The organism is Geodermatophilus sp. CPCC 205761 (genome assembly GCF_051383655.1).
In the GTDB taxonomy this organism is placed as follows: domain Bacteria; phylum Actinomycetota; class Actinomycetes; order Mycobacteriales; family Geodermatophilaceae; genus Geodermatophilus.
On record NZ_JALPKQ010000052.1, the window covers coordinates 20,470 to 31,646 of the forward strand.

Genomic DNA, 11,177 nt, shown 5'->3' on the forward strand with positions numbered 1-11,177 from the left:
GACCTATGCGAGAATGATTCTCATGAACGTCAGGACGGTCGTCACCGTGGCCGCGTCGGCCACCACCCTCGTCCTCTCCGGGTGCGGCGGCTCCGGCCCGGCCGAGGGCGGGGACGGCGTTGCCGTCCTCGCCGGCTTCTACCCGCTGGAGTGGGCCGCTGAGCGGGTCGGCGGCGACCGCGTCGACGTCTCCTCGCTCACCCCGCCCGGCGCCGAGGCCCACGACCTCGAGCTGGCTCCCCAGGACGTCGCCGCGATCGGCGAGGCCGACCTGCTGGTCTACCTCGACGGCTTCCAGCCGGCGCTGGACGAGGCCGCGGAGTCCGAGGCCGCCGACACCGCGTGGGACGCCGGCCAGGCCGCCGACCTCACCGCGGGCGAGCACGCGGCCGACGAGCACGGCCACGAGGACGGCGGCGACGGCGAGCCGGTCGACCCGCACTTCTGGCTCGACCCCGTCCGACTGGCCGCCGTCGGCGACGCGCTCGCCGCGCGCCTGACCGAGCTCGACCCCGACGGCGCGGCCGCCTTCGAGGAGAACGCCGCCGCGCTGCGCGCCGACCTCGAGGCGCTGGACGCCGAGATCCAGGGCGGGCTCGCGACGTGCGCCGTGGACACCCTGGTCACCAGCCACGACGCCTTCGGCTACCTGGCCGGTCGCTACGGCCTGGAGGTCGTGGGCATCAGCGGGCTGAGCCCGTCCCAGGAGCCCGATCCGGCGCAGCTGGCCGAGATCGCCACACTGGTGCGCGAGCGCGGCGTCACGACCGTCTACACCGAGACGCTCGTCGACCCCGCCGTCGCCGAGACCGTCGCCGAGGAGGCCGGGGTGCGGACCGCCGTCCTGGACCCGCTCGAGGGGCTGACCGACGAGTCGTCCGGGGCCGACTACCTCGAGGTCATGCGGGCCAACCTGGCCACCCTGCAGGCGGGACAGTCCTGCTCATGACGACCGCCGCACCCGACGTCCGCCTCCGCGGCGCCAGCATCGGCTACGGCGACGTCGCCGTGGTGCAGGGCGTGGACCTCACCGTGGCGCACGGCGAGGCGGTCGCCGTCCTGGGTTCGAACGGGTCGGGGAAGACCACGCTGGCCCGGGGGGTGCTCGGGCTCGCGGCCGTCCTCGGCGGCGAGGTCGAGGTGCTGGGCGCTCCGGTCGGGCGGCTGCGCGAGCGCGGCCGGATCGGCTACGTGCCGCAGCGGCACACGGTGAGCGGCGCGGTCCCGGCGACCGTCCGCGAGGTGGTCGGCGTCGGGCGGCTGGCCCGGCTGGGGCTGTTCCGGCGGCTGCGCCCGGCCGACCGGGCCGCGGTCGCCGACGCCGTGGCCGCCGTCGGGCTCGCCGACCGGCTGCACGACCCGGTCGCGTCGCTCTCCGGCGGCCAGCAGCGGCGGGTCCTGGTCGCGCGGGCCCTGGCCGCCGAGCCGGAGCTGCTGATCATGGACGAGCCGACCGCCGGCGTGGACGCCGCCAGCCAGGAGGCGCTCGCCGCCGTGCTGGCCGAGGTCTCGGCGCGGGGCACCACCCTGCTGGTCGTCACGCACGAGACCGGGCCACTGGCCGGCGTGCTGTCCCGGGCCGTCGTCGTCGACCACGGCCGGATCGGCTACGACGGACCGCTCGCCGGCGCCGAGCCGCACGCCCACGGCGGGCACCACCACCCCGACGACGCGGGCCAGCCCCCGGCCAAGGGCTACCGCCTCGACCAGCCGCGGGTCACGACCGACGGAGGCCGCTGACGTGGAGATCCTCGAGTACGGCTTCATGCAGCGGGCGCTGCTGGCCTCGCTCATGGTCGGCCTGGTGGCCCCGGCGGTCGGCGTCTTCCTCGTGCAGCGCCGGCTGTCCCTGCTCGGTGACGGCCTGGGCCACGTCGCCCTGACCGGGGTGGCCATCGGCGTGCTGACCTCGACGGCACCGGTGGGGACCGCGCTGGTCGCCGCGGTGCTCGGCGCCGTCCTCATCGAGCTGGTCCGCGCCCGCGGGCGCACCAGCGGGGACGTCGCGCTCGCCGTCCTCTTCTACGGCGGCATCGCCGGCGGCGTGGTGCTGCTCAGCCTCGCCCCGCGCGGCCGGGCGACCAACCTCGAGTCCTACCTCTTCGGCGCGATCACCACGACCAGCACGGCGGACGTCGCGGTCTTCGCCGGGATCACCGTCGTCGTGCTCGCCGTCGTCTGGCTGCTCGGCCAGCGGCTGTACGCCGTGAGCGACGACGAGGAGTACGCCCGCGCGGTGGGCCTGCCGGTGCTCGCGCTCAACATGGTGCTGGCCGCGCTCGTCGCCTCCACGGTCGTGCTCTCGATGCGGGTGGTCGGCCTCCTGCTGATCAGCGCGCTCATGATCGTGCCCAGCGCCGTGGCGCAGCTGCTCGGCCGCAGCTTCCGGCAGACGCTCTACCTGGCCTGCGGCATCGGTCTGGTGGTGAGCGTCGCGGGCACCAGCGCCTCGTACTACACCGGCACCCCGTCCGGCGGGACCATCGTGCTGCTGGCCATCGGGCTCTTCCTCGTGGTGACCGCGGCCGTCGCCGTCCGCGACACCACGGCGCGACGTCGCCACCAGCGGCGCGTCGATGTGCACGCCGCCCACCCGCACGAGCACGGCGAGGGCTGCGGGCACCCGGCGGTGCCGCACGGAGACCACGTGGACTACGACCACGACGGCCACCTGCACGCGCCGCACCGCACCGGCGCTGGCGTGCACTACGACGAGCACGGAGAGCACGCCGCCGATCGGGCCGGCCGGCCGTGACCCGCCCGGAGCCACCCGAGGCGCCGCGCCGGCAGACCCGCCAGCGCAGCGCGGTCCTGGCCCTGCTGGAGGACCTCGACGGCTTCCGCACCGCCCAGGACCTGCACGCCCTGCTGCGGCAGCGGGGCGACGCGGTGGGGCTGGCGACGGTCTACCGGGCGCTGCAGGCCCTGGTGGACGACGGCCTGGTCGACGTGCTCCGCGGCGCCGACGGGGAGGCCGCCTACCGCCGCTGCTCCTCCCCGGTGCACCACCACCACCTGGTCTGCCGGTCGTGCGGACGCACGGTGGAGGTGGCCGACCCGCCGGTGGAGCGGTGGGCCGCCCGGGTCGCCGCCGAGCACGGCTTCGCCGACGTCCAGCACCAGCTCGAGGTCTTCGGCACCTGCTCGGCCTGCACCGCCGACCGGTGAGGCTCAGCGGTACGGGTCGGTGATCTCCCGGAGCCGCTCGAGTGCCGCGCGCAGCGCAGCGGTGGCCTCCTCGCCCAGGTGGACGGTCCACTCGGCCTCCACCTGCGCCTCGACCCGGCGGGCCACCTCCACGACCCGCTGCCCGCGCTCGGCCATCGTCACCAGCCGGGCCCGGCCGTCGGTGGGGTCGGGGACCCGCCGGACGTAGCCGGACCGCTCCAGCTGGTCGACCAGGTGGCCCGCGGTCTGCTTGGTCACCAGCGCCTGCTCGGCCAGGTCGGTGAGCCGCGTGCCCGCCGGCCCGATCCGCGCGGCGATCCGCCCCTGGGCGATGGTGATGTCGTCGAACCCCGCCGCGGCCAGTTCCGCGAGGAGGCGGGCCTCCATGGCCCGGCTCGGGTAGAAGCAGAGCAGGCCGAGGTTCTGCCGCTGGCCGGTCTGCGAGCTCACGATCCCCCTTGACGATGGTCAGGCTCTCGAACGAAAATGGTCAGATTATCGTACCAATCCGGGAGCCCGACATGGACCTCGACGACGTCTGGCGGACCATCGACGCGGAGCGGGCCGGCCTGGCCGACCTGGTCGAGGACCTCTCCCCCGCCGAGTGGGCGACGCCCTCGCTGTGCGACGGCTGGCGGGTCGGTGACGTCGCGGTGCACCTCACCCAGGCGCACATGGGACTGGGGGCGGCACTCGTGGCGGCCGTCCGCGCCCGCGGGAGCTTCGACCGGATGATCAGGGACAGTGCGCTGCGCGCGGCCCCGCTGACGCCCGCCGAGTGCGCCGGGCGGCTGCGGGCGATGGTCGGCTCGCGCCGCATGGCCCCCTTCCTCACGCCGCTGGAGCCGCTGCTCGACGTCCTCGTCCACGGCCAGGACATCGCCCTCCCGCTGGGCCGGACCCGGCCGATGCCCCCGGCCGCCGCCGCCGCGGCGGCGCAGCGGGCGTGGGACGTGCGCTTCCCGTTCCGGGCCCAGCGGCGGCTGGCCGGCCTGCGACTGGCGGCCACCGACACCGGCTGGACGGTCGGTTCCGGCACCCCGGTCGAGGGACCGATCGCCGCGCTGCTGCTGCTGGTCACCGGGCGGGACGCCGCCCTGGACCAGCTCACCGGAGACGGCGTCCGCGATCTGCGGCGCCGCGAGGAGACGAGGAGGACGTCATGACCTGGGGGATGGTCGTCGACGTGCCGGCGCCGGTCGAGGTCTACGACGCCGTGCACGCCGAACTGCTCCGCCGCACCAGCGGCGCCGGCGAGGGCCTGCTGGTCCACCTGGCGCGGGCCACCGGCACGGGGTTCCAGGTGATCGAGGTGTGGGAGTCCAAGGCCGACCACGACCGCTACGAGCGCGAGGTCGTCGGCCCGGTGGTGGCCGAGATGGCCGGCGGTGAGCCGCCCCCGGTCGACGGCGTCACGGAGTTCGAGGTCCGCGGCCTGGTGCTGCCCGGGGCCGGCGTCGCGGTCTGAGCGTCAGACCCGCTCGCGCAGCGCCCGCAGCGCCGCCTTGCGGGCCTCGCCGGCGAGCCGGTCGAGGAAGACCTTGCCGTCGAGGTGGTCGACCTCGTGCTGGAGGGCGCGGGCCAGCAGTCCCGAGCCCGCCATCCGCAGCGGCTCGCCGTGGACGTCGAAGCCCTCGACGACCGCGTGCATCGCGCGCACGGTCGGCGCCCAGATGCCGGGGATGGACAGGCAGCCCTCGTCGCCGTCCTGCGTCTCGTCGGACAGCTCGACGATCCGGGGGTTGACCACGTGCGAGATGACGCCCTCGACGTTGAGCGAGAACACCCGCGCGCTGACACCGATCTGCGGGGCCGCAAGCCCGGCCCGGCCCGGGTGGTCGACGGTCTCCTCGAGGTCGCGGACCAGCGCGGCCAGCTCCTTGTCGAAGGCGCGCACCTCGTCGGTCGGAGTGCGCAGGACCGGGTCGCCGAGCTCGCGGATGGGGCGGATCGTCACGGCCGCAGTGTCTCAGCCGCCGGTCGGGGCCCGGACGGGCCGGGGACCGACCAGCACCATCTCGTCGCGGTGCACGACCTCGCGCCGGTACTCGGGCTCCAGCTCGCGGGTCTTGCGGCCGAACAGCGCCGGCAGCTCCCGGGCGTCGTAGGCGACCAGGCCCCGGGCGACGACCATGCCGTCCGGGCCGACCAGCTCCACCGGGTCGTCGGCGAGGAAGTCGCCGACCGCCCCGGTGATGCCGGCGGCCAGCAGCGAGGCGTTCCGCTCGCGCACGGCCCGCACCGCCCCCTCGTCGAGCACGAGCCGGCCCCGCGGGCGGCTGGCGTAGCGCAGCCAGAACTGGCGGGCACCGGGCCGCCGGCCCATCGGCGTGAACAGCGTGCCGACCCGCTCCCCGGCCAGGGCCGCGGCGGCCTGCGCCGTGGAGGTGACGATGACGGGCACCCCGGCGTGGGCGGCGATCAGCGCCGCCTCCACCTTCGTGGCCATCCCGCCGGTGCCGACGCCGTTGCGCCGGGCCGACCCGAGGGTGACCGCGGCGAGGTCGTCGGCGCTCCGGACGGTGTCGATCAGCTGGGCCGGCCCGGACCGCGGGTCGCCGTCGTAGACCCCGTCGACGTCGGAGAGCAGCAGCAGCGCGTCGGCCTGCGCCACGTGCGCCACGAGCGCGGCCAGCCGGTCGTTGTCACCGAAGCGGATCTCCTCGGTGGCCACCGTGTCGTTCTCGTTGACGATCGGCAGCACGCCGAGACTCAGCAGCCGCTCCACCGTCCGGTGCGCGTTGCGGTAGTGGCTGCGCCGGGTGAGGTCGTCGGCGGTGAGCAGCACCTGCCCGACGGTCACCTGGTGCCGGGAGAAGGCGTCGGCGTAGGTCTGGACCAGACGCAGCTGGCCGACGCTGGCGGCGGCCTGGGCGGTGGCGAGGTCCCGCGGCCGGCCGTCGATGCCCAGCGGCGCGAGGCCGGCGGCGATCGCCCCGGAGGAGACCAGCACGACCTCCCGGCCCCCGGTCCGCGCGGCCCCGAGGACGTCGACCAGCGCGACCAGCCGGGCGTGGTCCAGGCCCCCGGGGAGTGTGGTCAGCGACGACGAGCCGACCTTGACCACGACCCGGCGGGCGCCGGCGATCTCCGGGCGGATCACGGCTCGTCGTCCTCCGGGATGTCCTCGTCGGTCCAGGTCTCGGTGAGCTCGTAGGGCACCCGGCGGGCCTTCTTGGCCGCCAGCCGCTCCTCGGCGCGCACCCGGTGCGGGGCGTCGATCCGCGCGTCCGTGCCGCGGCCGCCGAGGCCGGCGGTCTCCTCGACGGTGAGCGTGCCGGCCGGCAGGGTCGGCACGAAGTCGAAGGTGACCTCGCCGATGGTGACCGCGTCGCCCTCCCGCGCACCCTTCTTGGCCAGCTCCTCCTCGACGCCGAGCCGGTTGAGCCGGTCGGCGAGGAAGCCGACGGCCTCGTCGTTGGTGAAGTCGGTCTGCCGGACCCAGCGCTCCGGCTTCACGCCCCGGACGACGAACGCCTCCTCGTCCTGCGGGTCGCGCTCGACGGTGAAGCCGGAGTCGTCGACCGCCCGCGGCGTGAGGGTGATCCGCACCGGCTCGGGCGCGGGCAGCGCGGCGCGGTGCTGCTCGACCGCCTCGGCCAGCGCGAAGCCGAACTCGCGCAGCCCCTCGCCGGTGGCCGCGCTGACCGCGAAGACCTGCAGGCCGCGCTCCTCCAGCGTGGCGCGGACCAGGTCCACCAGCTCCCGGGCGTCCGGGACGTCGATCTTGTTGAGGACGGCGATCCGCAGCCGGCTCACCAGGTCGATCTCCTCGCCGCTGTACTCGGCGAGCTCGTGCTCCAGCGCCTCGATGTCGCTCTCCGGGTCACGGCCGGGCTCCATCGTCGCCATGTCGACCACGTGCACCAGGACGGCGCAGCGCTCGATGTGGCGGAGGAACTCCAGGCCGAGCCCCTTGCCGGTGGACGCGCCGGGGATCAGCCCGGGGACGTCGGCCATCGTGAAGGCGACGTCGCCGGCCCGGATCACGCCGAGGTTGGGCACCAGCGTGGTGAACGGGTAGTCGGCGATCTTCGGCCGCGCCGCGGACATGGCGGCGATCAGCGAGGACTTCCCGGCCGACGGGAAGCCGACCAGCCCGACGTCGGCGATGCTCTTGAGCTCGATGACGGCGTCCAGCGCCTCGCCCGGCTCGCCCAGGAGCGCGAACCCGGGGGCCTTGCGGCGGGCGTTGGCCAGCGCGGCGTTGCCCAGCCCGCCCCTGCCGCCGTGGGCCAGGACGACGCGGGTGCCGGCACCGACGAGGTCGGCGACGACCCGGCCGTCGGGGGTGCTCACCACGGTGCCGGCGGGAACCCGCAGGACGCGGTCCTCACCCCGGGCGCCGTGCCGGTTGTTGCCCTCGCCGGGGCGGCCGTTGCCGGCCTTCTGGTGGGGGCGGTGGTGGAAGTCCAGCAGGGTGTGCACGCTGGGGTCGACCTCGAGGACGACGTTGCCGCCGTCCCCGCCGTTGCCCCCGTCGGGGCCACCCAGCGGCTTGAACTTCTCGCGGTGGACCGATGCCACCCCGTGGCCACCGTTGCCGGCAGCCACATGAACGACCACGCGGTCGACGAAAGCGGCCATGTCAGCTGGCGGACCGGGTCCGCGCCGCCTCCTGCTTCTTGTCTGTCAAGCGCCACGAGCGCACGGGCCGGTGGCCCGTGCGCTCGTGCGCGGTGGATTGTGCTGCGGCTCCGTCGCGGGCCGCGGCCGGCCCCCTGCAGGGACCCGCCGCGAGCCCGCGAGCGGTGGGGGGCAGGGGGCTTCTCAGGCCTCGACGGCGGAGATGGAGACGGTCTTGCGACCCCGCCGCGTGCCGAAGGTGACCGCGCCCGGCTGCAGGGCGAAGAGCGTGTCGTCGCCGCCGCGGCCGACGCCGAGACCCGGGTGGAAGTGCGTGCCGCGCTGGCGCACGATGATCTCGCCGGCCTTCACGACCTGGCCACCGAAGCGCTTGACGCCGAGGCGCTGCGCGTTCGAGTCGCGGCCGTTGCGGGACGACGAGGCGCCCTTCTTGTGTGCCATGTCGGCGTCAGCCCTTCGTGATGTCGCGGACCACGACGTCGGTGAGGGGCTGACGGTGCCCCTGACGCTTGTGGTAGCCGGTCTTGTTCTTGAACTTGTGGATGCGGATCTTCGGGCCCTTGCCGTGGCCGACGATCTCGCCGGTCACGGTCACGCCTGCGAGCGCCTGCACGTCACTGGTGACGGTGTCCCCGTCGACCAGGAGCAGGGCCGGGAGGGTGACGGTGTCGCCCGCCTCACCCACGAGACGGTTGACCGTGAACCGGTCGCCCACGGCCACCTTGTGCTGCCGGCCACCGGCCTTCACGACTGCGTACACCACTGAACTCCTCGATCGCTTCTCGCTGCCCTGCGTGCACCCCGGCGTCGGGCGCCGGGTGCTGGACGGGCTGCCCGCCTGCCAGGGGACACCGTGCGGTGCCCGGCCCGTGGCGGTGCAACCCGACCAGCGTACCCGAGCGACCGGGACCCGGTCGAACGGGGGACGGCCCTCAGGAGGCCGGCGGACCGGCCGGCCGGCTGGCTGCCCGGCGGCGACGCGGGCGGGTGACCGGCGCGGCGCTGCCGACTGCGTCGAAGGTCACCGGCGAGGCCTCCTCGACCGGCGTCTCGTCGGCCACCTCGTCCATCGGACCCGGGTCGTCGGGGCCGGCTCCGAACGGGACGTCCTCGTCGCCGGACCCGGCGCGGGCCGCCGATCCCGGCGCCGCCTCGGGTGCCGGGGCGACCGGAGCCGGCGCGGGCTGTTCGACGGGCGCCGCCGCGGGCTCGGGCTCCGGCGCCTTCTCGGGTGTCACCGCGTCGGGCTGGTCGGGCTCGACGACGGCGATCTCCTCGGACTCCTCGGGTCCGCCGACCGCGTCGGCGGTCTCGGGGGCGTCGTCCTCGTCCTCGACCGGGATCTCGGCCAGGGCCTCGACCGGCGACACGGCGCCGCCGGCCGCGGTGAGCACGGCGGCGTCCTCGGCGGCCCGCTCCTCACCGGACTGGCCGCGGTTGCGGCGGCCCCGGCCCCGGCGGCTACCGGAGCGCCCGCCCTCGCCCTCGCCGTCCGGGCTGCTGACCGCGGGCGCCTCCGCCGCGACGGCGACGGCCTCCTTCGGCTCGGCGTCCTTCTGGCCGCCGTCCTTGGCACCGTTGTCCCGGCTCCGGTCACGCCCCTGGTCGCGGCGGCCGTTGCCGCCGCCGGCGCCGGCCACGGCAGCCGGGCCGTTGCCGCTGCGTCGGCGCTCGTCGACCGGGTCGGTGTGCACGAGGACGCCCCGGCCGCGGCAGTGCTCGCACGGCTCGGAGAAGACCTCGAGCAGGCCCTGGCCGACCCGCTTGCGGGTCATCTGCACCAGGCCCAGCGAGGTGACCTCGGCGACCTGGTGCTTGGTGCGGTCGCGGCCGAGGCACTCGGTCAGCCGGCGCAGCACCAGGTCGCGGTTGCTCTCGAGCACCATGTCGATGAAGTCGATGACGATGATGCCGCCGATGTCGCGCAGCCGGAGCTGGCGGACGATCTCCTCGGCCGCCTCCATGTTGTTGCGCGTGACGGTCTGCTCGAGGTTGCCACCCGAGCCGGTGAACTTGCCGGTGTTGACGTCGACGACGGTCATCGCCTCGGTGCGGTCGATGACCAGCGAGCCGCCCGACGGCAGCCACACCTTGCGGTCCAGCGCCTTGGCCAGCTGCTCGTCGATCCGGAGGTCCCGGAAGACGTCGCTCTCGCCGGTGTGGCGGGTCAGCCGCCCGGTCAGCTCCGGGGAGACGTGCGCGACGTAGGCCTCGACGGTGTCCCAGGCGTCGTCGCCCTGGACGACGAGGTCCTTGAAGTCCTCGTTGAAGACGTCGCGGATCACCCGGATGGCGAGGTCGGGCTCCCCGTACAGCAGCGACGGGGCGTTGGTGGAGGACTCGGCCTTCTTCTGGATGACGTCCCACTGCGCCTGCAGGCGGGCGACGTCGCGGGTCAGCTCCTCCTCCGACGCGCCCTCGGCCGCGGTGCGGATGATGACACCGGCGTCCTCGGGGACGATCTTCTTGAGGATGTCCTTGAGCCGCTGCCGCTCGGTGTCGGGCAGCTTGCGGCTGATGCCGGTCATCGAGCCGCCGGGCACGTAGACCAGGAACCGGCCGGGCAGGTTGATCTGCTGGGTGAGCCGGGCGCCCTTGTGCCCGATCGGGTCCTTGGTGACCTGCACCAGCACCTTGTCGCCGGACTTCAGCGCCTGCTCGATCGAGCGCTGCTTGCCCGACAGCCCGGCGGCGTCCCAGTTGACCTCGCCGGCGTACAGGACGGCGTTGCGCCCCTTGCCGATGTCGACGAACGCCGCCTCCATGCTGGGCAGCACGTTCTGCACCCGGCCCAGGTAGACGTTGCCGGCGAAGGACGTCGCCTGCGCCTGCGTCACGTAGTGCTCGACCAGCACGTCGTCCTCGAGGACGGCGATCTGCGTGCGCTCGCCGCGCTGGCGGATGACCATCTTGCGGTCGACGGCCTCGCGGCGGGCGAGGAACTCGGCCTCGCTGAGGATGGGCACGCGGCGCCGCCCGCTGTCCCGCCCGTCCCGGCGACGCTGCCGCTTGGCCTCCAGCCGGGTGGAGCCGGCGACCCCGCGGACGTCGTCGTCGCTGGTGGTGCGGCCGTTGCGGCCGGCCCGCTCCGGGCGGTCGTCGTCGGCCTCGGCGGGAAGGTCGTCCTCGCCGGTGGTCCCCCGGCGGCGGCGCCGGCGACGGCGGCGGGTGCTGGAGCCGCCCTCGGCCTCGTCGCCCTCGGCGGTGTCCTCGCCGGTGTCGGCGTCGCCGTCGCCGTCGGTCTCGTCCTCGTCGGAGTCCTCGGCGCCCTGCTCGTCGCCGACCTCGTCCTCGGCGCCCTCGTCGGCGTCCTCGGTGTCGGCGGCGTCCTCGCCGGTGCGGCCCCGGCCGCGCCCGCGGCGGCCACGCCGCCGGCGCCGGCTGCCGGCGGGGCCGCCCTCGTCGCGGTCCTCCGCGTCGCC

13 protein-coding genes are annotated in these 11,177 nt (G+C 75.2%); 6 read left to right on the forward strand and 7 right to left on the reverse strand.

From position 1 onward, the window contains the following. The first annotated feature begins 22 nt into the window (after positions 1 to 22). The 4 genes from MY526_RS22980 to MY526_RS22995 are packed head-to-tail and all read left to right on the forward strand — an operon-like array spanning position 23 to position 3,168. A complete protein-coding gene (locus tag MY526_RS22980; RefSeq protein ID WP_436693166.1) occupies positions 23 to 949 on the forward strand; it encodes a metal ABC transporter substrate-binding protein in 927 nt (308 codons plus the stop codon). Then, positions 946 to 1,740, forward strand: coding sequence for a metal ABC transporter ATP-binding protein (locus MY526_RS22985; protein ID WP_436693167.1), 795 nt, complete (start codon positions 946 to 948; stop codon positions 1,738 to 1,740). Before MY526_RS22980 ends, MY526_RS22985 begins: the two co-directional genes overlap by 4 nt. Before the next feature lies 1 nt (position 1,741). Continuing rightward, positions 1,742 to 2,755 carry a metal ABC transporter permease gene (locus MY526_RS22990; protein WP_436693168.1) on the forward strand — a complete coding sequence of 338 codons (1,014 nt, stop codon included), beginning with the start codon at positions 1,742 to 1,744 and terminating at the stop codon, positions 2,753 to 2,755. Continuing rightward, positions 2,752 to 3,168 carry a Fur family transcriptional regulator gene (locus tag MY526_RS22995; protein ID WP_436693170.1) on the forward strand — a complete coding sequence of 139 codons (417 nt, stop codon included), beginning with the start codon at positions 2,752 to 2,754 and terminating at the stop codon, positions 3,166 to 3,168. Before MY526_RS22990 ends, MY526_RS22995 begins: the two co-directional genes overlap by 4 nt. Before the next feature lie 3 nt (positions 3,169 to 3,171). Here MY526_RS22995 and MY526_RS23000 read toward each other — a convergent pair whose 3' ends face one another. Then, on the reverse strand, positions 3,172 to 3,618 hold the full coding sequence (locus tag MY526_RS23000) for a MarR family winged helix-turn-helix transcriptional regulator (RefSeq protein WP_436693172.1): 447 nt from the start codon (positions 3,616 to 3,618) through the stop codon (positions 3,172 to 3,174). Between the two features lie 71 nt (positions 3,619 to 3,689). Here MY526_RS23000 and MY526_RS23005 point away from each other — a divergent pair, with 71 nt between their 5' ends. Further along, the gene (locus MY526_RS23005; protein WP_436693174.1) at positions 3,690 to 4,334 is read left to right on the forward strand and encodes a maleylpyruvate isomerase family mycothiol-dependent enzyme; all 645 of its coding nucleotides are present in this window, start codon (positions 3,690 to 3,692) and stop codon (positions 4,332 to 4,334) included. After that, positions 4,331 to 4,636, forward strand: a complete 306-nt coding sequence (locus tag MY526_RS23010) for a hypothetical protein (protein ID WP_436693176.1) — start codon at positions 4,331 to 4,333, stop codon at positions 4,634 to 4,636. The genes MY526_RS23005 and MY526_RS23010 overlap by 4 nt, the downstream gene beginning before the upstream one ends. Before the next feature lie 3 nt (positions 4,637 to 4,639). Here MY526_RS23010 and def read toward each other — a convergent pair whose 3' ends face one another. From def to MY526_RS23040, 6 genes are all read right to left on the reverse strand, one after another. Continuing rightward, positions 4,640 to 5,125: a peptide deformylase gene (def, locus tag MY526_RS23015; RefSeq protein WP_436693178.1), complete on the reverse strand. Its 486-nt coding sequence runs from the start codon at positions 5,123 to 5,125 to the stop codon at positions 4,640 to 4,642. Between the two features lie 12 nt (positions 5,126 to 5,137). Further along, positions 5,138 to 6,271, reverse strand: a complete 1,134-nt coding sequence (gene proB, locus MY526_RS23020) for a glutamate 5-kinase (protein ID WP_436693180.1) — start codon at positions 6,269 to 6,271, stop codon at positions 5,138 to 5,140. Next, the gene (obgE, locus tag MY526_RS23025; protein WP_436705157.1) at positions 6,268 to 7,755 is read right to left on the reverse strand and encodes a GTPase ObgE; all 1,488 of its coding nucleotides are present in this window, start codon (positions 7,753 to 7,755) and stop codon (positions 6,268 to 6,270) included. Before obgE ends, proB begins: the two co-directional genes overlap by 4 nt. 183 nt (positions 7,756 to 7,938) lie before the next feature. Next, positions 7,939 to 8,196 (reverse strand): 50S ribosomal protein L27, encoded by a 258-nt coding sequence (gene rpmA / locus MY526_RS23030; RefSeq protein ID WP_012947748.1) that lies wholly within the window; start codon positions 8,194 to 8,196, stop codon positions 7,939 to 7,941. 7 nt (positions 8,197 to 8,203) lie between these two features. Continuing rightward, positions 8,204 to 8,515 (reverse strand): 50S ribosomal protein L21, encoded by a 312-nt coding sequence (gene rplU, locus MY526_RS23035; protein WP_436693184.1) that lies wholly within the window; start codon positions 8,513 to 8,515, stop codon positions 8,204 to 8,206. 172 nt (positions 8,516 to 8,687) lie between these two features. After that, on the reverse strand, positions 8,688 to 11,177 hold a 2,490-nt coding region (locus tag MY526_RS23040; RefSeq protein WP_436705158.1), incomplete at its 5' end, for an Rne/Rng family ribonuclease.

Bases quoted from the DNA above. Each gene is read 5' to 3' on its own strand.
- obgE (WP_436705157.1), bottom strand. From the start codon at position 7,755: ATGGCCGCTTTCGTCGACCGCGTGGTCGTTCATGTGGCTGCCGGCAAC.
- rpmA (WP_012947748.1), bottom strand. From the start codon at position 8,196: ATGGCACACAAGAAGGGCGCCTCGTCGTCCCGCAACGGCCGCGACTCG.
- MY526_RS23010 (WP_436693176.1), top strand. From the start codon at position 4,331: ATGACCTGGGGGATGGTCGTCGACGTGCCGGCGCCGGTCGAGGTCTAC.
- MY526_RS23005 (WP_436693174.1), top strand. From the start codon at position 3,690: ATGGACCTCGACGACGTCTGGCGGACCATCGACGCGGAGCGGGCCGGC.
- MY526_RS22980 (WP_436693166.1), top strand. From the start codon at position 23: ATGAACGTCAGGACGGTCGTCACCGTGGCCGCGTCGGCCACCACCCTC.
- MY526_RS22985 (WP_436693167.1), top strand. From the start codon at position 946: ATGACGACCGCCGCACCCGACGTCCGCCTCCGCGGCGCCAGCATCGGC.